The following is a 22,793-nucleotide window of genomic DNA, read 5'->3' as shown; positions in this document are numbered from 1 at the left end:
CTACTCGTTCTCGACCTGATCGAGCACGAACGCGGTGAAACCGGGAACCGTGAACGACAGGTGTCCGTGCTTGTTGGCGTCGACGAGACCCTTGTCGAGCAGCCGCTGCCGGGTGACGGAGATCGATCGAGTGGTCGCTCCGAGGGTGTCTGCGAGCACGCCGCGTCGGACGTCCTCCCCGCCGAGCTGTGCGATGCCGACGAGCATCTCCCGCTGTTTCGCCGAAGCACTGCGCCAGCGTGAGCGGAAGAGGGTGAGCATCTCGGCGTCGACTCCGGGCAGGGCCGCGCGGACGTCGTCGAGGGTGATGACATCGGTGGGGCCGAGGCCGTCCGATTCGAGGCGCCTCTCCGCGGCCCGCCAGGCGAGGTCGCCGATGAGCTGGACCTTGTAGGGGTATCCAGCTGATTCCGTGACACCTCGATCGAGCGCGGCCCGCTCCCAGCGCACACCGACGTCGGTCGCCGTCGATTCCAGTGCTTCGCGGGCACCGGCCTCCGACAGACCGTGGAGCGGCTGGAAGCTGAAGCGCTCGCTGAAGGTGACGGCACGAGTGATCGTGCTCGGTGCGCCCGGGAGCCCGACCGCGAAGAGCGCGGTGCGCGGCTGGCCCTGGTCCGACACGTCGAGTGGGTTCATCTCCTGCCAGGCGTAGGCGATGGTGCGCAGGCTCGTGGCGTCCGCCTCCTGGATCTCGTCGATCAGAAGGACGAGGCCGGCGTCTCCGTCGCCGACGACCGCGTCGAGAGCTGCTCGGAGTGCGCGCTGGAACTCCTTGGCCGAGGCTGCTGCCCGCGCCTCGGGAGGTGCGACGGTCACCGTCGCGCTCGCGAGTCCGGGAGCGCCGAGCGACAGTGTCGCGGAGTCGATCGCGTCGCGGGCCGTCTGGCGAAGACGAGGCCCGGTGCCGACGGCGAGTCGGAGTTCGGCGAGGAGCGAGCGTACGAGGTCCTCGCCGGGGTCGGCGGTGATCAGGACGGTCCTGATGTCGTAGCCGCGGAAGATGCGCTGGGCCTCGCGGAGGAGAGAAGTCTTCCCGACGCCGCGGGGGCCGTGGTCGACGTGGACCCGCGGGACGAATCGTCCCTCGGACGCGATCCGCTGTGCGGCCTGCCGGAACTGTTGCAGCGTCTCGGTTCGGCCCGGCAGCTTCATGGGGACAGAACCCGGTGTGTAGGGACTCAGTGCCACGATCTCACCTCTCGCTCGATGTTATACATCGGGCCGAAGTATAACTTCGAGAGCAGGCGGTTGTGCGCGACGGGGCCGTCCGTACCTCTGGCTCCGGTGGATCTTGATACGCCGCGCTCCGCGGGCTGCTCGATCAGCATGAGGCGGCGTGCCGCTGACCATCCATGCTGGTCGAGTAGCCCCGCAGGGGCGTATCGAGACCCCGCCGCCGGGGTCCCGGCAGCCGTCCGCGTCAGATGTTCAGGCGGTTGAAGATCGGGGACGGCAGCAGGCGGATGACCGTCATGATGACGCGCCACTTGGCCGGGGCGTAGGCGACGGCGCGGCCGGAGGCCATCGCGGCGGCGACGTCCTTCGCGACGGAGTCGACCGGGGCCAGCGAGGCTCCGCTCTGCTTGAGCGAGGCGGTCATCGGGGTGTCGGTCGGGCCGGGCTTGATCAGCACGACGGACAGGCGCGAGCCGGCCAGGCGGTGCTGCAGGCCCTGGGCGAAGCGCTCGACGAGGCCCTTGGCGGAGCCGTAGACGTAGTTGGTCTTGCGGCCGCGGTCACCGGCGACGGAGCCGATCACGCCGATGCTGCCGGAGGTCAGCGCGTTCGCGTACGCCTCCATCCAGAGGGCCACCGAGACGCCGGTGACGACGAGCACGTCGCGGGCGACGGCGAGGTCGGCGGACGCCTCGTCCTGGGTCGTCATCGCGCCGTGGGCGATCAGCACGGTGTCGGGGGCGCCGCCCTCGAGCGAGGTCGCGACGACCGAGGAGATCGCGGCCGGGTCGGTGAGGTCGACGGCGGCCACCGACAGCGCGGCCGCGGGGAAGCGCACCCGCAGATCCGTCGCCAGCGCCTCCAGCCGGCCGGCGTCGCGGCCCACCAGCAGCGCCGAGCGCGCGCCCGTGCCCAGCCACAGCCGCAGCGTGTGCTCGGCGATGGCGGAGGTCGCTCCGACCACGACGATCTTGGAGGGGGTACCAGTGCTCACGTCAGCTCCCGAGGACTCGGCGCGAGAAGCCGGAGGAGATCCCCGGGTCGCGCTGGAGGGCGAATTCGGCGAGGCGCGGGAAGCCGGCCTCGAACATCTCGCGCGTCATGCGCGCGTCCTTCGCCGGGTACAGTCGGCCGCCCGCGGCGAGCACCAGCGCGTCGAGGCGCTCGAACAGCGGCAGCGCGACGGGCGTGTTCGGGAAGTCGAGCGCGAAGCAGACCCCGGGCGCCGGGAAGCTCAGCAGCCCCGGCGACTCCAGCGCCCCGAAGGTCTTCAGCACGCCGAGGAAGGAGCCGGTGCCCGAGGCCGCGATCAGGGCGAGCATCTCGCGGGTCGTCTCGAGCGCCCCCTCCCACGGCACGGTGCTCTGGTACTGGTAGAAGCCGCGCGGACCGTACATCGTGTTCCAGCCCTCGATCGCGTCGAGCGGGTAGTTGAACTGCTCGTAGTGCTGCACGGAGCGGCGGGCGCGGGTCGCCTTCAGGCGGTAGTAGGCGCGGTTGAGCAGCGGCAGCGTGGCGCGGTTGACGACCGAGAGCGGGAAGGCGAAGGGCACCTTCAGCGAGCCCGGCCGGGTCTCCGGCAGCTCCGGGGCGGCCGTGCTGTCCGCGCGGGAGTAGACCCCCCGACGCCCGCCGCCCGTGGTGACGTCGATCCAGGCGACGGTGTGCTCGAAGACGTCCATCGACTCGTGCACGAGATCGAGGTACCCGTCGAGGGTCTGGAAGGGCACGTCCTCGCTGACGAGCCACGGCCCGGGGACGCGGGCGAGCTCGAGCTCGACCTCGACGATCAGCCCGGTGAGCCCGAGGCCGCCGATCGTCGCCTGGAACAGCTCGACGTTCTCGGTGGGCGTGCAGCGCGAGGACGACCCGTCGCTGCGCAGGAGCGTGAAGGAGCGCACGTGCCGGCCGATCGTGCCGGCGGAGGCGTGGTTCTTGCCGTGCACGTCGTTCGCGATCGCGCCGGCGAGGGTGACGTTCTTGGTCCCGGGAGTGACCGGCAGCATCCAGCCTCGCGGGGAGAAGACGGCCTGCACGTCGCGCAGCAGCACGCCCGGCTCGGCCCGCAGCACGCCGGTCTCGTCGTCGAAGGCCAGCAGGCGGTCGAAGCCGCTGAAGTCCCAGATGCGCCCGCCGCCGTTGAGCGCGACGTCGCCGTAGCTGCGGCCGAGCCCGTAGGCGATGCCGCTGTCGCCCGCGGCGAGCGCGGCCTGCGCCTGCTCGATGCTCGTGATCCGGGTGACGCGGTGCTCGTCGCGCGAGAGCAGGCCCCAGGAGGAGACGGGGGTGGTCATGCGGGCTCCTCTCGTGGGCCGGAGAACGTGACGTTCTTGTCGAGGTGGTACTTGGCGACGTAGCCGATGGCCAGGCCGATGACGGCGCCGGTGTAGCGGGCGAAGTCCGTGCCGAACAGATAGTCGAAGCCGAACTCGAAGCCCCAGAAGATCAGGGTCGTCACGCCGCTCATCACGCCGTAGAGGAGGAACGTCCTCAGCCCGTGCGCCGCATTCATCGTCTCGTGCTTGAAGATGAAGCGCTTGTCGAGCACGTACTTGGCGATCACCCCCGTCAGGGTGCCCGCGAGCACGGCGGCGATCGTGGCCCACTCCGCGTCGACGGCGAGCTCGACGAGCATCTGAGTGCCCAGATTCACCGCCGTTGCAAGGATCGCGAAGACGACGTACAGCGCGGCCGTCCGCATGCGCTTCCCTCCGTGGTGCTCCGGTCGTGAGCGCTGCGGATCCGGGCGGATGGAGCGCGTTCACCCCCGATTGTAGGTTGGGCCCGCGTCACCCCGATCCCGCCCGATCCGGCCGCTCCAGGCCCTGTTCCCCGAGAGGGAGACGTCGTGAACACCGCCCGCGCACTCGTCGCCGCCATGCGTCCGCGCCAGTGGCTGAAGAACGTCCTGGTGCTGGCCGCTCCGGTCGCCGCCGCGCGCATCCTCGAGCCCGAGATCCTCGTCGCGACCGTCATCGGGGTGATCGCGTTCAGCCTCGCCTCCTCCGGCGGCTACCTGCTGAACGACCTCCTCGACGTCGAGTCGGACCGAGTGCACCCGAAGAAGCGCTTCCGCGCGATCGCTTCCGGCGCGCTGCCGCTGAAGGTCGCCTGGCCGGCCGCGTTCGTGCTGATGATCGTGCCGGTGCTGGTCACCTTCCTCCTCGGCTTCACCTGGTTCGCGGCGACGCTCGCCGCCTACCTGGTGATGCAGATCTCGTACTGCCTCTGGCTCAAGCACGAGCCGGTGATCGACATCCTGATCGTGGCGGGCGGCTTCGTGCTCCGCGCGATCTCGGGCGCGGCCATCGCGGACATCCCGCTGACGCAGTGGTTCCTGCTCGCGGTGTCCTCGGGCTCGCTGTTCATGGTCGCGGGCAAGCGCTACTCCGAGAAGCTGCAGAGCGAGGGCAAGGAGGAGAGCCACACCCGCTCGACCCTCAAGGTCTACACGCCGGGGTACCTGCGCTTCATCTGGTCGGTCGCCGCGTCGCTGACGATGATCTCCTACGCGCTCTGGGCACTGTTCATCAACGGCGAGAACTCGCTCTGGTCGATGGCGTCGGTGGTGCCGTTCGGCGCGGCGCTGTTCCTCTACGCCCTCGACATCGAGCGCGGGCGGGCGTCGGCGCCGGAGGACATCGTGCTCGGCAACCTGCGGCTGCTGGTCTGCGGCGCGCTGTGGGCGGGGCTGTTCGTCGTCGCGATCATGACGCGGACGACCACGGGCTGAGGTCGCGGGTCGGGCCTCGTCCGGGTCCGCCGCTACGACGTCGATCCGCGCCGCAGCCGCAGCCGGGTCTCCTCGAGATCCAGCAGCGCCTGAGCCTGGCCGAGGATCCGCTGCGGGTAGGCGCGGCGGGAGCGGGCGTCGAGCAGGGCCTCGCGCTCGGCCGAGACGACGGCGAGCCGCAGCGCCCGGTAGAGGCGGTGCGGAGTGTCGGCGGTGTCGCGCTGGGAGCCGCGCGACCGCTCCCAGGCCGCCTCCGAGCGGAGGAAGGAGGTCTGGCGCACGCGCTCGAGCACGTCGGGGTCGACGTCGTCGACGCCCTCGACCACCTCGCCGGGCTTCTCGAGGACCGAAAGCCCCTTCTCCGTGATCTCGTCGAGCAGGCCCGCGAGCTCGCGCTGGTCCTCGAGCACGTCGACCCCGCGGATCCCGGTGGCGCGGATGAGCAGCGGCAGGGTGCTGCCCTGGATCAGCAGCGTCGACACCGCCACGGTGAAGGCGATCAGCACGAGCTGCGGGCGGTACGGGATGTCCTCCGGCAGCGACTGCGCGGCGGCGAGGGTCACCACTCCGCGCATGCCCGACCAGCCCAGCACGAGACCGCCGCGCCAGCCCAGGCCGTTGCTGCTGAAGTGGCGGTAGTCGGAGCGGCGCAGCTGGTAGCGGCGCTTGGCCCGGCCGAGCTCCTCGCGCGGCGGCCGCACGCCGTCCGTCGACTCGAGCAGCTCCTTCTGCTCGCGCGCCCGCCGCTCGGCCCGGCGGGTCTGCCAGCGCTCGCCGAGGAGCACCGGCCCGACCCAGGCGAAGCGGACCACGATCAGCCCGGCGGTGGCGACCAGCCCGATGCCGACCGCGGCGGGGATCGTCAGGGCGGCGCGGTCGGCGTCCTGGATCAGGCTGCGGATCTCGAGCCCGATCAGGAGGAACACGCCGTTCTCGAGGAGGAACTGCACGGTGCGCCAGTTGATGCGGTCGTTGACGCGCGACTGCGCGGTGAAGGCGCGGGAGGAGGCGTGCCCGGTGTGCAGGCCGGCGACGACGACGGCGAGCACGCCCGAGGCGCCCAGGGTCTCCGCAGGGATGAACGCGACGAACGGCACGACGAAGGAGACGACGGTGTTGAGCACCGGGTCCTCGAGGCGGGAGCGGACGAAGACCGTCACGATGCTGGCGACCAGGCCGACGACCACGGCGACCACCACGGCGTAGAGGAAGTCGCCGATCGCCGCCCACGGCGTCGCGAGGGTGCCGGCCGCGGCGGCCAGCGCCGAGCGCAGCAGCACCAGCGCCGTCGCGTCGTTGATCAGGCCCTCGCCCTCGAGCAGGGTGAGCAGCCGGGGCGGCAGGCCGAGGCGACGGCCCACGCTCGTGGCGGCGACCGCGTCGGGCGGGCTGATGATCGCGCCCACCGCGATGGCGAGCGGCAGGCCCAGCTCGGGCAGCAGGACGAAGAGCAGCGCGCCGATCCCGGCGGCCGAGATCAGCACGAGCACCACCGAGAGGCCGCTGATCGTGGCGATGTTCCGGCGGAAGTCGACGAACGGCACGCTGATCGCCGCGGCGTAGAGCAGCGGCGGAAGGACGCCGTCGAGCACCCACTCGTGCGGCACGACGACCTCGGGGACGCCGGGGAGGAAGGACAGTCCGACGCCGGCGAGCACCAGGGCGATGGGCGCGGCGACGCCGAGACGGCGGGCGAACGCGGCGACGCCGACCAGGACCGCGACGCCGATGACGGCGGCGATGCCGAGCTCCATCAGAGCGTCCTGCGGGCGGCGTCGGGCATCGGCGGTCTCGATTCGGGGAGGGGGAGGCGCCTGTCCGTGCGCGGGCGCTCGCGCGCGCGGTCGAGGCCGGACTGCGAGTCTGCGCTCGTGTCCGGCCTCGGCCTAGGGGGTTGCGGGTGGGCGCGCCGGTCGCTCCGGGCGCGGGGCGTGCACGGACATCAGCCAGGAGGCGGTCTCATCGCTGACGGGCGACGAGGGGCACTCCTGGCTGATGTTCTGCGCGCTTCCGGGCGGCGGGCGCGGTGCTGCCGCTCGTCAGCGCCGGTCGAGGACCCGGACGAGGCCGATCAGGAGGGCGATCGTGCCGAGCGCGGCGATCGCGATCGCGGCGGCTCCGGCCGGACCGAGCGAGAGCGCCCAGTCGACGACGGCGGTCCGCAGCCCGGCGTCGGCGGCGACGAGGAGCAGGAGGACGGCGACGACGGCCTGGACCAGTCCCCAGACGACCGCGCCGGCGCGGATCCTCGGCCGCTGAGCGGTCTCGGGGGCGGTGCTGGTCTGCGTGGTGGTGGTGCTCTGCGCGGTCATCGTCCTGCCTCCGTCGGGGTCGTGCTGTCGGTCCCGGTCGTGCTGCCGGTCCCGGTCGTGCTGTCGGTCCCGGTCGTGCTGCCGGGGTCTGTCGGGGTGGCGGGGTCCGTCGGGGCGCCGGTGTCCGTCGGGGCGCCGGTGTCCGTCGGGGCGCCGGTGTCCGTCGGGGTCGGGAGGTCGGTCGCGGCAGCGGTCGCCTCCGAGGTCGGCTCCGCGGTCGCCGTGCCGTCCGGGTCGAGTGCGGCGCCGCTGGTCGAGTCCTCGGCGGTCCGGTCGTAGACGGTGACTCCGCCGCGGCCCTGCGCGATCCGGACGACGACCGGCTCGGCGTCCGGGTCGCCGAAGGTCTGCGTCCAAGTGGCTCCGTCGCGGCTGTACTCGACGTCCTCCGGGTCGGACCCCACGTCACCGTCGGCGAAGGCGGTGGTCAGCCAGTAGTAGCCGTTCGCCGTGGACGCCTCGAGGCGGACCGCCGCTCCGGCCATCGGCATGACGGTGATGTTCCCGGCGCCCTGCCAGACGTCGATCACCTCCCCCGGAGCACCCAGCGACGGGTCGATCGTGATCTGCAGGTCGCCCGCCAGCATCGCGTAGCTGCCGGGAGTCGCGTTCGAGACGCCGTACGAGCTCAGGAGGGGCAGCAGCTGCCGCTCCGGCGGGACGAGCGACGCCGTCGAGGCCGTCAGCACCGTGACCACCGAGACCGCGATCAGGAGGATGGCGCGCCGGCGGAGCAGCCCGGCCGCCACGATCGCGAGTCCGAGCACCAGGGTCGCGACGCTGAAGCCGACAACGGTCGCGGTCGAGCCGGAGACGGTGAGCGACGCGATCGCGCCGGCGACGGCGGCCAGGCCGAGCACGAGCAGCGTGACGCTCCTCCGCAGCCGCGGGTTCGCCTCGCGGTGCAGCCGACGCCGCTCGAGGCGCGCCGCGGTGATCGCGGCGGCCCGCAGGCGCGACTCCTCCGCTCGGGCCCGGGCCGTCTCGCGGGCGGTCGCGCTCTCCTGGGCGCGGAACGCCTCCCGCTCGGCCTTCCACTCCTCCTGGCGCTCGCGCCACAGCGCGAGATCCTCGGGGGTGCTCGGCCGCGGCTCGGTCGGGCGCTGCGGAGGGAGGAGGGGAGCGCCGCTTGTGGGCTCGCCGGTGGGGGCGGGGTAGCCGGCGGCCGAGGCGCCGGGTCCCTCGGGGCTGCCGTACGGCGGCGGCGCCGGGTCGGTGCGGCCCGAGCGGCGGGCGATCCAGACCACGAAGACCACGATGAGCACCAGGACGACGACCGTCCAGAGGGCGCGGCCGGTGGCGGGCGCCCAGGGCACCGCCCCGGTGTACGCGCCGCCGAGCGACCAGAAGCCCTGCGCGACCGGGAGCATCGAGGCGAGCACCAGGGCGCCGATGCCGGCGTGGACGCGGGTCAGGCGACCGCGGAGCATCTCCTCGACCGGCAGCACGCCGTCCTCGTCGGGCAGCAGCAGCCAGGCCGCCGCGTAGAAGAGGAAGGCCGGGCCGCCGAGGACCGCGACCACGACGAAGATCCCGCGCACGATCAGCGGATCGATGCCGAGGCGATCGGCGATGCCGGAGCAGACGCCGCCCACCCAGCCGGGCCGGCGGGCGAGATCGAGGGGGCGCAGCCAGAGGAGGAAGCGGTTCTCGGAGGAGGGGCCGGGTGCGGAGGGGCCGGGTGCGGCGCCGGGGCCGGAGGTGCCGGTCCCGGGAGTGCCGTTCCCGGGATCGCCGGCTCCCGGCGTCGGGTCCGGAGCCGGTGGGTCGCCCGCCGTCTCCTGCGCCGGGTCCGGCGGGGTCGTGCTCGCTGCTGTCATGGCTCGAGTGTGACGCTCCTCCACAGGCGCCGACCATCGGGGGAACCCCTGATCCGACCCCGACTCCCGCCCCGGCGACCCCGACGACCTGTTTGGATGCAGGGGTGAGCACACCCACCCTCCCGAGCACCGCGGCGCACCCGCCGCGGCGTCGGCCGTCCCCGGGCCGATCGTCCGCGGGCCGGCCCGCCTCGGCCCGGCCTCCGCTGCGCCGCCCGCGCCGGATGGTCCTCGGCGGCGTGTGCGCGGCGCTCGCCGAGCACCTGGGCCTGCGCCCGGGGACGGTGCGCTTCCTCATGATCGTCGCGACGCTGCTGGGCGGCGGCGGCGCGCTGCTCTACCTGTGGCTGTGGGCGCTGGTGCCCCTGCGCGACGCGGGCCCGGACTCCGGTGCGCAGACCGGCGGTGTGCGGCGGTCCGTTCCGGTCGCGGTGCTGCTCGTCGGCGTCGCCGGGGCCGCGACGCTCTCGGTCGTGGTCGCACTGCGCGGGGGCGACGACGCCGACGTCACCCGGGCGCTCGCCGCCGTCGCGGTGCTCTCGGGCGGCGCCGTCGCCTGGAGTCTCGGACTCGACCGCGGCGATCCGTCGCGCTCGGCGCGCTCCTCCGCCCTGGTCCGCCTCGCCGCCTGCGCCGTGCTCGTCGTCGCCGGGGCCGCCGTGCTCACGGCCCGCCCGAGCGCGGTCAACGCGGTCCTCGCCGTCGGCGTCCTCCTGGTCGCCGCGGGCGTGCTCGCCGCGCCCCGGGTCGTCACGCTGTGGACCGAGCTGATGGGCGAGCGCGCGGCGCGGGTGCGCGAGGAGCAGCGCGCCGAGATCGCCGCGCACCTGCACGACTCCGTGCTGCAGACCCTCGCGCTGATCCAGAACCGGGCGGGCGCCTCGAGCGAGGTCGCCCGCATCGCCCGCGCGCAGGAGCGGGAGCTGCGCGACTGGCTCTTCGAGCGCGACGTCCCGGTCGCGAACGACCTGGCGGCCGAGATCCGCGCCATCGCCGCCGCGATCGAGCTCGACTGGCCGGCGACGCTCGAGGTCGTCGCGGTCGGGGCCTCGGTGCCGGGCGCCGCCCCCGTGCTCGCTGCGACCCGCGAGGCGATGCTCAACGCCGCTCGGCACGCCGGCGGCGAGGTCTCGGTCTACGTGGAGTCGTCGGCCACCGGGGTGGACGTGTTCGTGCGCGACCGCGGCCCCGGAGTCGACCTCGGCGCGCTCCCCGGCGACCGCCTCGGCATCCGCGAGTCGATCGTCGGCCGGATGGCGCGCGCCGGCGGCAGTGCGACCGTGCGGCCCGGAGCGGGCGGCTCGGGCACCGAGGTCCACCTGCGCCTGCCGGCGGGGGCCGAGCGGTGACCCGCGTCGTGCTGGTCGACGACCACTCCATCTTCCGCTCCGGCCTGCGCGCCGATCTCGCCCCCGAGCTCGACGTCGTGGGCGAGGCGGCCGACGTCGACTCCGCGGTCGCGCTGGTCGCGGCCGAGCGTCCGGACGTGGTGCTGCTCGACGTGCACCTGCCCGGCGGCGCGGGTGGCGGCGGTGCCGAGGTCCTGCGCCGCAGCGCCGCGCACCTCGACGCGGTGCGCTTCCTGGCGCTGAGCGTCTCGGACGCGGCGGAGGACGTCGTCGGCGTCATCCGCGCCGGCGCTCGCGGCTACATCACCAAGGCGAGCTCCGGCGCCGAGGTCAGCCGGGCGGTCCTCGCGGTGGCGGGCGGTGACGCCGTGTTCTCGCCGCGGTTGGCCGGCTTCGTCCTCGACGCGTTCGGCGCCCTCAGCGGTGAGCAGGCGGAGTCCGTCGACGAGCTCGACCGCCTCTCGGCCCGCGAGCGCGAGGTGATGCGCCTCATCGCCCGCGGCTACGCCTACAAGGAGGCCGCCGCCGAGCTCTTCATCTCGGTGAAGACCGTCGAGTCCCACGTCTCCGCAGTGCTCCGCAAGCTCCAGCTCTCCTCCCGCTACGAGCTGACCGCTTGGGCCTCGGCCCGCCGCCTCCTCTGAGCCTCCCGTCTGATCTGCAGGCGATCCGCTGTGGAAGGCGCCTTCCACAGCGAGGCGCGGAAGACAGACGCGCGGATCACCTGCAGATCGGACAACGGACGGCAGACGCCCCCGCGCCGGAAGCTAGAACGAGAGCAGTGGGAGGAACGGCAGCGCGGCCAGCGCCGCGAGCGTGCCGAGCGCCGCGCCCGCGAGCACGTCGGTCGGGAAGTGCATCCCGAGCACGATGCGTGACAGCAGCATCACCAGCACCACGAGGACGGCGAGCGGCCAGAGCGCGGGCAGCATCACCGCGAACACGATCGCCGCCGCGGTGGTCGAGGACGCGTGCGAGCTCGGGAAGCTGAGCTTGCTCGGCGCCGTCCCCCGCACCTCGACGCCCTCGCCGAGGGGCCGCGGCCGCCGGACGACGCGCTTGATCACGATCGACAGCCCGTGCGCCACGACGATCGCGACGTCGCAGAGCGCCCACGCCCAGAAGCGCGACGGATCGGCGAACGCACCGACCACGCCCAGCAGCAGCCAGCCCGCGGCGTGCTCGCCGAAGAAGCTGAGCCAGCGGGCGATCGGGCGCAGGGGCGGTGCCAGCGGCGAGCGCTGCACGGCGACGATGACCGCGGACTCGCGGCTCCGGAGGGTCGACATCGCGCTCAACCTAGCGCACCCCTCAGGCCCCCGTTGTGCAGGCGCCCGTCCGTTGTGCAGGTGTCCGACCGTTGTGCAGGCGACCGGGCGGCGGAAGACACTTTCCACCGCGTCGAGTGCGCCGCCGAGCGTCGGATCGCCTGCACAACGGACCTGCGTCCCCGCTCAGGCCTCGGGCTCGGCCTCCGTGGCGGCCGCGCGGCGGCGCGCACCCAGACCCAGTGCGGCCGCACCCGCGGTCAGCAGGGCGGCGGCGCCGGCGACGAGGCCCACGCTCTCGACACCGGTCGAGGCGAGTCCGCCGCCGCCGCCCACGGGCAGGGGGACGGGCGTGCCGGTCGGCGCGACGGTCGGAACCGCGGTCGGCCCGGCGGTCGGCCCGGCGGTCGGCCCGGCGGTGGGCGCGGCGGTCGGCACCGCGGTCGGTCCGGCCGTCGGAGTCGCCGTCGGCGCCGTGGTCGGCCCCGCGGTCGGCGTGGGCGTCGGCGTCACGAGCTGCGACGCCGGCAGGATCTGCACGATCGCCGGGCGCGGCGCCGCGACGGCACCCGCGGCGACGACTCCCGCAGAAGCGAAGTCCGGGAAGTACGAGCTCGGCGCCTCGAAGGTGCCCTCCTCGCCCGGGTGCTGGACGGCCACGAACACGTGCTGGTCCTGGTCGTGCACGATCGGCCCGCAGGTCTCGGCGTCGCGCGGGACCGAGAGGAACTGCTCCACCCGGCCGCGCTCGGCGCCCTCGAGCGCCACCTTGAAGAGGCCGTCGTTGTAGCCGATGCCGCTGGGGGCCCCGTCGGTCGAGATCCAGAGATTCCCGACGGAGTCGAAGGCGAGGTTGTCCGGGCAGGAGATCGGCGAGACCTGGTCGACCGGGAAGCCCGAGAAGTACACCGTGTCGCCCTGCGCGACGTCGCCGCACAGCATCAGCAGGTTCCAGGTGAAGGTGCGGCCGGTCTGGTCGCCGCCGTCCTCGATGATCTCGACGATGTGGCCGTCGCGGTTCTCGGTGCGCGGATTGACCTCGGTCGGCCCCTCCTTGCCCTCGGTGCCGCGGTTGGAGTTGTTGGTGCAGGCCACGTAGATCCGGCCGCTGACCAGGCTCGGCTGGACGTCCTCGCAGCGGTCCATCTTGGTCGCGCCGGCGATGTCGGCGGCCATGCGGGTGTGCACGAGCACCTCCTCGACGCTCATGCCGGCGATCATCGACGCGCCGTCGAGGACCAGGGGCAGCCAGGCGCCGATGCCGTCGAAGCCGCCGTCCGAGGGGACCGCGCCGGTGCCGGTGATCTCGGCGACGGGGGAGTCGCCGGTGAAGCTCGCGACGAAGAGGTCGCCCTCCTCCAGCAGGGTCTTGTTGTGCGCGCGGTCGCCCTCGATGTAGCGCTTCTTCGAGACGAACTTGTAGAGGTAGTCGAAGCGCTCGTCGTCGCCCTGGTAGGCGACCACGCGGCCGTCGGGGGCGACGATGACGTTCGCGCCCTCGTGCTTGAGGCGGCCGAGCGCGGTGTGCTTCTTCGGGGTCGACTCCGGCTCGAAGGGGTCGAACTCGACGATCCAGCCGAAGCGGTTGGGCTCGTTCTCGTAGCCGGGCGTGCGGGCGTCGAAGCGCGGGTCGTCGAGCTCCCAGAGGCGGGCGGTCTCGGCGTCGGTGAGGCCGTAGCGCTTCTCGGCGTCGCTGGTCGCGGTCGCGCGGAAGTAGCCGTTGAAGTTCTCCTCGCCCGAGAGGATCGTGCCCCACGGCGTGGTGCCGCCGGAGCAGTTGCCGAGCGTGCCGAGGACGGAGCGTCCCGTCGGGTCGGCGGCGGTCTTCAGCAGCGCCGAGCCGGCCGCGGCGCCGGTGGCCTCGTAGGGGGTGTCCAGCAGGTAGCGGCGGTTGTGCTCGCCGCCCTGGACGTACGCCCAGGGGCGGTCGACGGCGGTGCGGACCAGCTCGACGACGCTGAGTCCGTGGGCGGCGCGGCCGACGGCGCGTACGCGCTCGGGCTCGGCCTCGAGCTGCGCGGCCGGGAACATGATCGACTCGTTCGTGTACTCGTGGTTCACGACCAGCAGGGCGCGCAGGCGCTTCGAGCCGGGGATCTCGACGATGTCGGTGTAGTCGTTGTTGTAGCCGAACTGCGCGGCCTGGGCCGACTCCGTCTGGTTCCGGATGTCGAAGGCGGGGCTGTCGGCGAAGAGCGGGTCGCCCCAGCGGATGATCGGCTGCCAGGCGAAGCCCTCGGGGACGGTGAACTCATCGACCGTGTACGGCACCGGGGCGATCGGGGTGAAGGCGAGCGGGGACCCGCCGACCGCGGCGCCGGCGACGGCGGCCTCCGCGGTGAGGGCGCCGCCGGCCGAGGCGACGGCGACGGTGACCGCGCCGGCCAGGCCCAGGCCGAGGGCGCTGCGGCGCGAGATCTGCCGGGCGACGATGTCGCGGAACGAGCTGTTGTGCGAGGTGTTGCAGGCGGCGGTCGAGCACGCGTTGGCGCACTTCAGGGCGCAGGTGACGGGGCTGCGCTTGCCGCGCACGTGCCCCGCCATGGGGAGGACGAGCGGGCGGCGGGCGGTGTCGGTCATGCGAGGTCCTTCGATCGGCAGGCAGTGCGATCGAGTGGACCAGTGCGAGGGGACGCGCATCCCGCTCAGCGGAGGCCTCTCCCTGAACGGAATATGAACGTTCTCACAAGAAGGTGAGGCTATCCTTCGTCGCTCCGGCGGGCGTCCCGGGCGGCCAGCACCGCGCCGACGTTGTCCGCGATCCACTCGACCACCGGCAGCAGCCGCTCGGCCAGCTCGGCCCCGAGCGGGGTCAGCGCGTAGTCGACCCGCGGCGGGATGACGGCGTGCGCCTCCCGGTGCACGAAGCCGTCCTCCTCGAGGGTGCGGAGGGTCTGCGCCAGCATCTTCTCGCTGATGCCGCCGATCCGCCGCCGCAGCTCGCCCCAGCGCAGGCCGCGCTCGGCCAGGGCGGCGAGGACGAGCACGCCCCACTTGCTCGTGACGTGGCCGAAGACCTCGCGGCTCGGGCAGTCGGCGGAGTAGACGTCGCCGGTGAGGAGAGGGCTCTCGATGATGGTCACAGGAGTACTAACCAAATAGTGGGTACTGCATTCCGGGAAGTTCTGGCGGTGCGGCCCGGTTCCCCTCTCCGACGGCGCCCCACCCGCCGTCTCCCGAACGGAAGGACCACCCCCATGACCCTCGTCGTCACCGGAGCCACCGGCCACCTCGGCCGTCTCGCCGTCGAGCACCTGCTCGCCCGCGGCACCGCCGCCTCCGACATCGTCGCCACCGGCCGCGCCGCCGCCAAGCTCGAGGCGCTCGCCGCCGACCTCGGTGTCCGCACCGCCGTCGCCGACTTCGAGGACCCGGCCTCGCTCGACGCCGCCTTCTCCGGCGCCGAGGCCGTGCTGCTCGTCTCCGGCTCGGAGGTGGGCAAGCGCGTCGCGCAGCACACCGCCGCGATCGAGGCCGCCGCCCGCGCCGGCGCGCGCCTGGTCTACACGAGTGCGCCGAAGGCGACGACCAGCCCTCTGATCCTGGCCCCCGAGCACAAGGCGACGGAGGAGGCGATCGCCGCCGCGGGCCTCCCCGCCGTGATCCTCCGCAACGGCTGGTACAACGAGAACTACGCGCAGACCGTCGCCGAGCTCGCCTCGACCGGCACCACCCTCTCCAGCGCCGGCGACGGCCGCGTCTCCAGCGCTGCCCGCACCGACTACGCCGAGGCGGCCGCCGTCGCCCTGCTCGACGCCTCCCTCGTCGGCTCGGTGCACGAGCTCTCCGGCGACACCGCCTGGACCTTCGACGAGCTCGCCGCCCTCGTCGGCGAGGTCGCCGGCCGCGACGCCGCGATCACGCACGTCGACTCCGCCGAGCACACCCGCATCCTCACCGAGGCCGGCGTCCCCGAGGGCGGCGTCGGCTTCGTCGTCGGCCTCGACGCGAACATCGCCGACGGCCTCCTCGGCGAGACCGACGGCTCGCTCGCCCGCCTGATCGGCCGCCCGACCACCCCGATCCGCGCCTACGTCGAGGAGCAGCTCGCCGGCTGAGCCGCGTCCTGCGGCCGGTGGCTGACCTCCGGCTCGCGGAATCCGCTCCGGCTCGCCGGATCGTCCGGTTCTCGCGTGCCGGAGGCGCTCGCGCGTGCCGGAGCCGCTGACTGAAGCACCTCGGGCACGCAGAATCGGCTCCGGCTCGTCGAATCGGCCGGTTCCCGCGTGCCGGGGGCGGTTCGGCGAGCCGGACCCGCGCCCCGGGGCCGCGGTGTCCGACCCCCGACGTAGGCTTGACGCCATGACCTCGACGACGCCTCGCTCCGGTATCGACCTCTCCGAACTCGACCCGGCGACGCGTCCGCAGGACGACCTCTACCGCCACGTCAACGGGCTGTGGATCGACCGCACCGAGATCCCGAGCGACAAAGCGCGCTACGGCTCCTTCCACGTGCTCCAGGAGGAGGCGGAGAAGGCGGTCCGCGACATCATCGTCGAGGCGCAGTCCGCCCCGCAGGGCACCGAGGCGCGCATGTTCGGCGACCTCTACACCTCCTTCCTCGACGAGGCGCGCGCCGAGGAGCTCGGCGCCGCCCCGCTCGCCGACGACCTCGCGGCCGTGCAGCGCGTCGACTCGATCGCCGCGCTGCTGCAGGCCGTCGGCACCTTCGAGCGCGCAGGCGTCCCCGGCCTCTTCGGCCTCTTCGTCGACAACGACCCGGGCGACCCCGAGCGCTACCTCGTGTTCGTCAACCAGGGCGGCCTCGGCCTGCCCGACGAGAGCTACTACCGCGAGGAGGAGTTCGCCTCCGTCCGCGAGGCGTACCTGCCCTTCGTCGCCCGGATGCTCGGGTTCGCCGGCATCGACTCGCCGGAGTCGCGCGCCGAGCGCATCGTCGCGCTCGAGACCGACCTCGCCGCCGTGCACTGGGACAAGGTGCGCAGCCGCGACAGCCAGGCCACCTACAACCTCCGCTCCTGGGCCGAGGTCACCGAGCTCGCCGCCGGCATCGACCTCGACGTCTGGCTGACCGCGATGGGCGCGCCGGAGGGGGCGCTCGCCGAGGTCGTCGTGCGCCAGCCGAGCTTCCTCGAGGGGCTCGCCGGCCTGCTGACCGACGACCGCCTCCCCGCCTGGCGCGACTGGCTGTCCTGGCAGGTGATCCGCGGCGCCGCGGCGTACCTCTCCAGCGACTTCGTCGACGCCAACTTCGACTTCTACGGCCGCACGCTCACCGGCACGCCGCAGAAGCGCGAGCGCTGGAAGCGCGCCGTCTCGCTCGTCGAGGGCTCGCTCGGCGAGGCCGTCGGCCGGATCTACGTCGAGCGGCACTTCCCCGAGACGGCGAAGGCCGCGATGGACGTCCTCGTCGCGAACCTGATCGAGGCCTACCGCCGCTCGATCGTGGATCTCGAGTGGATGGGCGCCGACACCCGCGAGCGCGCGCTGGAGAAGCTCGCGAAGTTCACGCCGAAGATCGGCTACCCGGTCCGCTGGCGCGACTACTCCGCTCTCTCGATCGACCCGGCCGACCTGGTCGGCAACGCCCGCCGCGTCGCCGCCTTCGAGTTCGACCGCGAGCTCGGCAAGATCGGCAAGCCGCTGGACCGCGACGAGTGGTTCATGACGCCCCAGACCATCAACGCGTACTACAACCCCGGCTTCAACGAGATCGTCTTCCCCGCCGCGATCCTGCAGTTCCCCTTCTTCGACGAGTCCCGCGACGCCGCGGCCAACTACGGCGCGATCGGCGCGGTGATCGGCCACGAGATCGGCCACGGCTTCGACGACCAGGGCTCGCGCTTCGACGGCGACGGCCGCCTGACCGACTGGTGGACCGAGGACGACCGGGCCGCGTTCGAGGAGCGCACGAAGGCCCTCATCGCGCAGTACGACGCCCTCGCTCCCGCGACGACGCCCGGCCACCACGTCAACGGCGCGCTCACCATCGGCGAGAACATCGGCGACCTCGGCGGTCTCGGCATCGCGTGGAAGGCCTACCTGCTCTCGCTCGACGGCGAGGAGTCGCCCGTGATCGACGGCCTGACCGGCGCGCAGCGCTTCTTCCTCTCCTGGGCGCAGGCCTGGCAGCAGAAGGCGCGCGACGAGGAGACGATCCGCCTGCTCGCCATCGACCCGCACTCGCCGTCGGAGTTCCGCTGCAACCAGATCGTCCGGAACCTGGACGAGTTCTACGCTACTTTTGACGTCACCGAAGGCGACTCCCTCTGGCTCCCGCCGAGCGAGCGCGTCGCCATCTGGTAGTCGCCGCCGACTGCCGTCCCGCACCACGGGCGAGCGGCGGGCATCGAGAGCCGACCGATGCCTTCCGCGCCGTCCGTCCACCGACGCGTCGTCGCGGTGGACCCCGCTCCTCCCCTCCGCACCGACCGTTCCACCGACCCGGAGAGAGGCCGCAGCCGTGGTGATCCCCGCCCACGAGACCCGTCGCGAGAGTCGTCGCGCCCGCCGCGGCCGCCACAAGGGCGACTACGACCACGACGACTTCCAGCGCGGCTTCGACGCGCTCGGCCGGCTCGCCCTGGACGGCGTCGTGGTGTCGGCCCGCGCGGTCGACCTCGGCACCGGCCGCGCCCTCTTCGCGGTCGACGACTCCGTCTCCATGCCGACGGCGTCCGTCGGCACGATCGTGCTCCTGGTCGAGGTCGCGGCGCGGCTCGCCACCGACCCGCAGGAGAACCTGCGCCTCGTCGACCGCACCGCCGCCGACGCCGTCACCGGCACGGGGATCTGGCAGCACCTGCAGATCCCGTCGATGCCGATCGCGGATCTCGCCGCCCTCGTCGGCGCGACCAGCGACAACCTGGCCACCAACGTCCTCCTGCGCCGGGTCGGACTCGACGCCGTCCGCGAGCGGGCCGAGGCGCTCGGCCTCTCGCGCACCGCTCTGCTCGACGTCGTCCGCGACGAGCGCGGTCCGGACGACGCTCCGCAGCTCTCCATCGGCTCGGCCAGCGAGCTGACCTGGCTGCTCGCGACCCTCGCGAACGGCGAGGTCGTCGACCCCGCGGTCAGCTCGCGCGTCATCGGCTGGCTCTCGCTGAACAGCGACCTGTCGATGGTCGCCTCCGCCTTCGGCCTCGACGCGCTCTCGCACCGGCAGCCCGACCACGGCGTCCTGCTCGTCAACCGGACCGGCACCGACGTGGGCGTCCGCGCCGAGGTCGGCGTGCTCCGCGGCCCGCGCGCCGGCGTCGCCTACGCCGTCATCACGCAGTTCGACGACTCGAGCCTGCGCTACCGCCTCGCGGTGCTCGACGGCATGCGCACGCTGGGCGTCGACCTGCTGGAGTACGTGCACTGACGGTCGCAGCGGCCGCGTGCTTCCGCTCGCTCCCCTGCGGTCCGCGCTCGCCGACCTCCGGCTCGTGGAACATCGTCCGGCTGCCGGAATCGCGCGATCCCGCGTGCCGAGGTCGGATCCGCGTGCCGAAGGTTCTCGCAGTGGGCGGCGTCGTCAAGCAGGTGACCGGGCCCGGAGGCGCGACCTAGGCTGCCCGCAGCGGCGCCGCCTCCCGGTGCGCCGCGGAGAGGACACCATGAGCAGCTTCGGCTTCGACGCCCCCGAGGACGTCACCGACACCACCCGTCCCGACGCCGACTCCCTGCCGGTCCCCCCGGAGGACCCGGCCGAGGTCGACGACACGGAGGCGACCGGAGAGGCGACCGACGAGGGAGCCGACTCCCGTCTCGACGACGATGCGCGCCTCGACGACGACCAGGACCCGCCGGAGCACCCCTTCGTCCCCTCGCCCAGCTGAGCGACGGACCGGGCTCCGGCCCGGCGCGTGCACAACTGAGGCTGGAAGGGCCGGATCGGTCCGAAAACACGATCCGCCGCTGCCGGCCTGAGCTGTGCACACGCTCGACGGCTGACGTCGCTGCGGGCGGCCAGTGACGAGGCGGCCGACCCTCGTCAGCCGCGGAACGCCCCGCGGTGGCGCGCCGCCGGGTGCCGCGGGTTCAGCCGCGCGGCGCCGGTCAGCCGCTCGCGCAGCCCGCCGGGCGCGTACTCCGAGCGGGCGAGGCCGCGCGCCCGCAGCACCGGCATCACCTCGTCGACGAACTCGACGTAGCTGTCGGGCAGCGTCCAGTGCGCGAGGTTGATGCCGTCGACGCCCGCGTCGCGCAGCTCCGACAGCCGGTCGGCGATCTGCTCGGGCGTCCCGACGACGCGCTGGTGCCGGCCGACGGTGAGTCGCGCCAGGTCCGCGACGGTCGCGTCCCGGTCGGGCAGCAGCCGGATCATCGACTCGAGCGTGCTGCGATTCCCGTTGGTGACGATGTCGCGCAGCCTCGTCTCGGGCGGGAAGGGCGTCCCGTCGGCCTGGTCGACGCTCAGCCCCGCGTGCAGCAGGTGGGCGTCGACGCTGCTGTACTCGTCGAGCTCGGCCTCGCGCTCCCGGGCCTCGCGCTCGGTGCTGCCCACGATCACCGACAGGGGTGAGAAGAACAGCACGTCGTCGCCCCGGCGCCCCGCCGCCTCCGTGAGCGCCCGCGTCGAGGCGATCAGCTCGCGGGTCTGCTCCGTCGTCGAGCCGCCGACGAACTGCGCCTCCGCGTGCCGGGCCGCGAAGGCCCGCCCTGCGGGGGAGGAGCCGGCCTGGAAGAGGAACGGCGTGCGCTGGGGCGACGGCGCCGAGAGGTGCGGGCCCTCGACCCGGTAGCTCGCGCCGGCGTGGTCGATGCGGTGCACCGACTCCGGACGGGAGTACGCGCCGGCCTGGTCGCGGACCGAGGCGTCGTCGTCCCACGACCCTTCCCACAGCTTGTAGACGACGTCGAGGTACTCCTCGGCCTGCGCGTAGCGGTCGTCGTGCTCGGTCAGGCGGTCGAGGCCGAAGTTGCGGGCCGCGTTCTCCTGGTAGCTGGTGACGATGTTCCAGGCGACCCGGCCCTTCGAGAGGTGGTCGAGCGTCGACATCCGCCGCGCGAACTCGAACGGGTGCGCCTGCAGGATCGAGCTCGTCATCGCCAGTCCCAGGTGCTCGGTCGAGCCGATCAGCGCGGCGAGCAGGATCGACGGGTCGTTGTTCGGCAGCTGCAGTCCCTCGCGCGCGTTCACCTCGAGCGGAGCGCCGACCGCCCCGTAGGTGCCCACGACGTCCGCGAAGAAGATCGCGTCGAACACCCCGCGCTCGAGCGTCCTCGCGACCTCGATCCAGTGCCCCAGGTCCTCGAACGCGCCGGGCCGCGCCCCGGGCCGCCGCCACTGGCCGTGGTGGATGTGCGACGGCGTGTTCATCACGAACGCGTTGAAGAGCAGCGGGCGGGGATCGGTCATGCGGGTGCTCCTGAGGACGCGGGTGCGGACGTCGGTCTCGTGCGAGGCGATCGTACGGTGAGCGCGCCGGGCACGACGCGAGCGGCGTCGCCGGGTCTCGATACGCCGCCTGCGGCGGCTACTCGACCAGCATGATCGTCCGCCTACTCCCGCGGGGTCGGCCCCGGCTTGATCCGCTGCGCCAGCCGCTTCAGCGGGTGCGCCGGCTCGCGCTCGAGCGGCTCCTCCACCTCGAGGCCGTAGAACGAGCCGATGTCGCCGACGAAAGCGGCCCGGCGGGCGCGGTCGTAGGCGCGGATCTCCCTCCGGAAGGCGATCACCGTCGCGACGCACATCAGGATCATCACCACGCTGAACGGCAGCGCCGAGAGGATCGCGGCCGTCTGCAGGGCGTCGAGTCCGCCGGCGATCAGCAGCGAGAGCGCGAGCAGCGCCGTCGCGAGCGCGAAGAAGATGCGGATGCCGTTGCGCGGCTCCGCCTCGCCGCCGGTGGCGATCATCGCCATCACCAGGGCGCCGGAGTCGGCGGAGGTGACGAAGAAGATGCCGATCAGGACGATCGCGCCGACCGTGAGCACCGAGCCCGCGGGCAGGCCCTGCAGCATCGAGAAGAGCGCCGCGTCGGTGCTGACCGAGCCGTCGGCGCCGACGAGCCCGCCGTCGCCGTACAGCTCGCGGTAGAGCGCGGTGCCGCCGAGCACGCTGAACCAGAGGAAGGTCATGATGGTCGGCACCAGCAGCACGCCCGCGACGAACTCGCGGACGGTGCGGCCCTTCGAGACCCGGGCGATGAAGATGCCGACGAACGGCGCCCACGACATCCACCAGCCCCAGTAGAACGTCGTCCAGGTCGCCTGCCAGGCCTCGCCCTCCTGGCCGGCGTAGGCGCTGACCGTGAAGGTGAGGCCGATGAAGTTCTGCAGGTAATTGCCGAGCGACTGCACGAACTCGCGCAGCAGGAACTGGGTCGGGCCGGCGACCAGCACGAACACGAGCAGCGCGGCGGCGAGCAGCAGGTTGCCGGTCGAGAGCCACTTCATGCCCTTGCCCACACCGGAGACGAGCGAGAACACGGTGAGCGCCGTCACGACCGCGATCACGATGATCTGCACCGTGAGCGAGGAGTCGACGATGCCGCTCGCCTCCAGTCCCGCGGAGATCTGCGTGACGCCGAGGCCGAGCGAGGTGGCGACGCCGAACATCGTGCCGACGAGGGCGACCACGTCGATGGCGTTGCCCCAGCCGCCGCGGACGCGACGGCCCAGCAGCGGCTCGAGCGCCCAGCGGATCGACACCGGGCGCTTGCGGCGGTGGATCGCGTAGGCGAGGGCGAGGCCGACGACGACGTAGATCGACCAGGCGTGCACGCCCCAGTGCAGATAGGTCTGCGAGATGGCGCTCTGCGCGAGCTCCGTCTCGGTGCCGGTGACGCCGGGGCGCGGGGTGGCGAAGTGGGTGAGCGGCTCCGCGACGCCGTAGAAGACGAGGCCGATGCCCATCCCGGCGGCGAAGAGCAGCGAGATCCAGGAGAGCATCGAGAACTCGGGCTCGTCGTCGTCGGCGCCGAGCGTGATGTCGCCGAAGCGGCTGACGCCCATCCAGATCGCGAAGGCGACGAAGACCGCGGCGATCAGCACGTAGTACCAGCTGAAGGTGTTGACGACGGTGGTCTGCAGGGAGGCGAAGACCTCGGTGGCGACCTCGGGGGCGAGGATCGCGAACGCGGCGATCGAGAGCGTGATCACCGCGGCCGGCCAGAACACCCAGCGGGCGAGGCGCTGCGGGGGCCTCTCGGACGTCTTCTGCTCGGGCATTGCGCGGGCCT

At 73.0% G+C, this 22,793-nt stretch carries 19 protein-coding genes; 7 read left to right on the top strand and 12 right to left on the bottom strand.

Translation table 11 applies throughout. From position 1 onward, the window contains the following. The 4 genes from MT355_RS09730 to MT355_RS09715 form a co-directional block, all read right to left on the bottom strand. Complete coding sequence (locus tag MT355_RS09730) at nt 1-1,155, bottom strand: ATP-binding protein (protein ID WP_243599374.1); 1,155 nt, start codon at nt 1,153-1,155, stop codon at nt 1-3. A gap of 268 nt (nt 1,156-1,423) precedes the next feature. Beyond that, on the bottom strand, nt 1,424-2,173 hold the full coding sequence (locus tag MT355_RS09725; RefSeq protein ID WP_123706073.1) for an SDR family NAD(P)-dependent oxidoreductase: 750 nt from the start codon (nt 2,171-2,173) through the stop codon (nt 1,424-1,426). Nucleotide 2,174: 1 nt separating this feature from the next. Next, a complete protein-coding gene (locus MT355_RS09720) occupies nt 2,175-3,473 on the bottom strand; it encodes an FAD-binding oxidoreductase (protein ID WP_243599373.1) in 1,299 nt (432 codons plus the stop codon). Further along, on the bottom strand, nt 3,470-3,880 hold the full coding sequence (locus MT355_RS09715; protein WP_123447196.1) for a GtrA family protein: 411 nt from the start codon (nt 3,878-3,880) through the stop codon (nt 3,470-3,472). Before MT355_RS09715 ends, MT355_RS09720 begins: the two co-directional genes overlap by 4 nt. Before the next feature lie 147 nt (nt 3,881-4,027). On the opposite strand from MT355_RS09715, the gene MT355_RS09710 reads away from it, so the two are divergent. Continuing rightward, a complete protein-coding gene (locus MT355_RS09710; protein ID WP_123447195.1) occupies nt 4,028-4,912 on the top strand; it encodes a decaprenyl-phosphate phosphoribosyltransferase in 885 nt (294 codons plus the stop codon). A gap of 32 nt (nt 4,913-4,944) precedes the next feature. Here MT355_RS09710 and MT355_RS09705 read toward each other — a convergent pair whose 3' ends face one another. The 3 genes from MT355_RS09705 to MT355_RS09695 form a co-directional block, all read right to left on the bottom strand. Next, nucleotides 4,945-6,666 carry a sodium:proton antiporter gene (locus MT355_RS09705; protein WP_243599372.1) on the bottom strand — a complete coding sequence of 574 codons (1,722 nt, stop codon included), beginning with the start codon at nt 6,664-6,666 and terminating at the stop codon, nt 4,945-4,947. 285 nt (nt 6,667-6,951) lie between these two features. Beyond that, nucleotides 6,952-7,224 carry a hypothetical protein gene (locus MT355_RS09700; protein WP_243599371.1) on the bottom strand — a complete coding sequence of 91 codons (273 nt, stop codon included), beginning with the start codon at nt 7,222-7,224 and terminating at the stop codon, nt 6,952-6,954. Continuing rightward, nucleotides 7,221-9,044 (bottom strand): PspC domain-containing protein, encoded by a 1,824-nt coding sequence (locus MT355_RS09695; protein ID WP_243599370.1) that lies wholly within the window; start codon nt 9,042-9,044, stop codon nt 7,221-7,223. The genes MT355_RS09700 and MT355_RS09695 overlap by 4 nt, the downstream gene beginning before the upstream one ends. 104 nt (nt 9,045-9,148) lie before the next feature. On the opposite strand from MT355_RS09695, the gene MT355_RS09690 reads away from it, so the two are divergent. Together MT355_RS09690 and MT355_RS09685 are read left to right on the top strand one after the other, a co-directional pair. Next, nucleotides 9,149-10,393 (top strand): ATP-binding protein, encoded by a 1,245-nt coding sequence (locus tag MT355_RS09690; protein WP_243599369.1) that lies wholly within the window; start codon nt 9,149-9,151, stop codon nt 10,391-10,393. Further along, the gene (locus tag MT355_RS09685; RefSeq protein WP_123447181.1) at nt 10,390-11,037 is read left to right on the top strand and encodes a response regulator transcription factor; all 648 of its coding nucleotides are present in this window, start codon (nt 10,390-10,392) and stop codon (nt 11,035-11,037) included. Before MT355_RS09690 ends, MT355_RS09685 begins: the two co-directional genes overlap by 4 nt. 123 nt (nt 11,038-11,160) lie before the next feature. On the opposite strand, the gene MT355_RS09680 is transcribed toward MT355_RS09685, so the two are convergent. The 3 genes from MT355_RS09680 to MT355_RS09670 all read right to left on the bottom strand — a co-directional run bounded on the left by MT355_RS09680 (nt 11,161) and on the right by MT355_RS09670 (nt 14,744). Continuing rightward, nucleotides 11,161-11,682 carry a phosphatase PAP2 family protein gene (locus MT355_RS09680; protein WP_123447180.1) on the bottom strand — a complete coding sequence of 174 codons (522 nt, stop codon included), beginning with the start codon at nt 11,680-11,682 and terminating at the stop codon, nt 11,161-11,163. 165 nt (nt 11,683-11,847) lie between these two features. Next, nucleotides 11,848-14,241: an alkaline phosphatase PhoX gene (locus MT355_RS09675; protein ID WP_243599368.1), complete on the bottom strand. Its 2,394-nt coding sequence runs from the start codon at nt 14,239-14,241 to the stop codon at nt 11,848-11,850. Nucleotides 14,242-14,360: 119 nt separating this feature from the next. Next, a complete protein-coding gene (locus MT355_RS09670; protein ID WP_243581413.1) occupies nt 14,361-14,744 on the bottom strand; it encodes a helix-turn-helix domain-containing protein in 384 nt (127 codons plus the stop codon). Between the two features lie 114 nt (nt 14,745-14,858). Between MT355_RS09670 and MT355_RS09665 the strand changes: the two genes are divergently transcribed. The 4 genes from MT355_RS09665 (at nt 14,859) to MT355_RS09650 (ending at nt 19,445) form a co-directional block, all read left to right on the top strand. Then, nucleotides 14,859-15,719 (top strand): NmrA family NAD(P)-binding protein, encoded by an 861-nt coding sequence (locus tag MT355_RS09665; RefSeq protein ID WP_243599367.1) that lies wholly within the window; start codon nt 14,859-14,861, stop codon nt 15,717-15,719. Between the two features lie 244 nt (nt 15,720-15,963). Further along, nucleotides 15,964-17,928, top strand: a complete 1,965-nt coding sequence (locus tag MT355_RS09660; protein WP_243599366.1) for a M13 family metallopeptidase — start codon at nt 15,964-15,966, stop codon at nt 17,926-17,928. A 157-nt stretch (nt 17,929-18,085) separates the two neighbouring features. Further along, nucleotides 18,086-18,988: a serine hydrolase gene (locus MT355_RS09655; RefSeq protein WP_123447174.1), complete on the top strand. Its 903-nt coding sequence runs from the start codon at nt 18,086-18,088 to the stop codon at nt 18,986-18,988. A gap of 235 nt (nt 18,989-19,223) precedes the next feature. Then, nucleotides 19,224-19,445, top strand: a complete 222-nt coding sequence (locus MT355_RS09650; protein ID WP_123706052.1) for a hypothetical protein — start codon at nt 19,224-19,226, stop codon at nt 19,443-19,445. Between the two features lie 155 nt (nt 19,446-19,600). On the opposite strand, the gene MT355_RS09645 is transcribed toward MT355_RS09650, so the two are convergent. Both MT355_RS09645 and MT355_RS09640 read right to left on the bottom strand, forming a co-directional pair. Next, on the bottom strand, nt 19,601-20,968 hold the full coding sequence (locus tag MT355_RS09645; RefSeq protein WP_243599365.1) for an NtaA/DmoA family FMN-dependent monooxygenase: 1,368 nt from the start codon (nt 20,966-20,968) through the stop codon (nt 19,601-19,603). Nucleotides 20,969-21,111: 143 nt separating this feature from the next. Then, nucleotides 21,112-22,782, bottom strand: a complete 1,671-nt coding sequence (locus MT355_RS09640) for a BCCT family transporter (protein WP_243599364.1) — start codon at nt 22,780-22,782, stop codon at nt 21,112-21,114. Nucleotides 22,783-22,793: the final 11 nt, after the last annotated feature.

The sequence above is a fragment of the Rathayibacter sp. VKM Ac-2929 genome (assembly GCF_022815495.1).
GTDB lineage: Bacteria > Actinomycetota > Actinomycetes > Actinomycetales > Microbacteriaceae > Rathayibacter > Rathayibacter festucae.
The sequence above is the reverse complement of the archived record's forward strand: the minus strand, read 5'-3'. Positions and strand labels throughout refer to the sequence as shown.

Coding starts and splice junctions, on each gene's coding strand:
- MT355_RS09675 (WP_243599368.1), bottom strand. CDS start 14,241: ATGACCGACACCGCCCGCCGCCCGCTCGTCCTCCCCATGGCGGGGCAC.
- MT355_RS09700 (WP_243599371.1), bottom strand. CDS start 7,224: ATGACCGCGCAGAGCACCACCACCACGCAGACCAGCACCGCCCCCGAG.
- MT355_RS09640 (WP_243599364.1), bottom strand. CDS start 22,782: ATGCCCGAGCAGAAGACGTCCGAGAGGCCCCCGCAGCGCCTCGCCCGC.
- MT355_RS09730 (WP_243599374.1), bottom strand. CDS start 1,155: ATGAAGCTGCCGGGCCGAACCGAGACGCTGCAACAGTTCCGGCAGGCC.
- MT355_RS09665 (WP_243599367.1), top strand. CDS start 14,859: ATGACCCTCGTCGTCACCGGAGCCACCGGCCACCTCGGCCGTCTCGCC.
- MT355_RS09650 (WP_123706052.1), top strand. CDS start 19,224: ATGAGCAGCTTCGGCTTCGACGCCCCCGAGGACGTCACCGACACCACC.
- MT355_RS09695 (WP_243599370.1), bottom strand. CDS start 9,044: ATGACAGCAGCGAGCACGACCCCGCCGGACCCGGCGCAGGAGACGGCG.
- MT355_RS09680 (WP_123447180.1), bottom strand. CDS start 11,682: ATGTCGACCCTCCGGAGCCGCGAGTCCGCGGTCATCGTCGCCGTGCAG.
- MT355_RS09715 (WP_123447196.1), bottom strand. CDS start 3,880: ATGCGGACGGCCGCGCTGTACGTCGTCTTCGCGATCCTTGCAACGGCG.
- MT355_RS09705 (WP_243599372.1), bottom strand. CDS start 6,666: ATGGAGCTCGGCATCGCCGCCGTCATCGGCGTCGCGGTCCTGGTCGGC.
- MT355_RS09660 (WP_243599366.1), top strand. CDS start 15,964: ATGACCTCGACGACGCCTCGCTCCGGTATCGACCTCTCCGAACTCGAC.
- MT355_RS09645 (WP_243599365.1), bottom strand. CDS start 20,968: ATGACCGATCCCCGCCCGCTGCTCTTCAACGCGTTCGTGATGAACACG.
- MT355_RS09720 (WP_243599373.1), bottom strand. CDS start 3,473: ATGACCACCCCCGTCTCCTCCTGGGGCCTGCTCTCGCGCGACGAGCAC.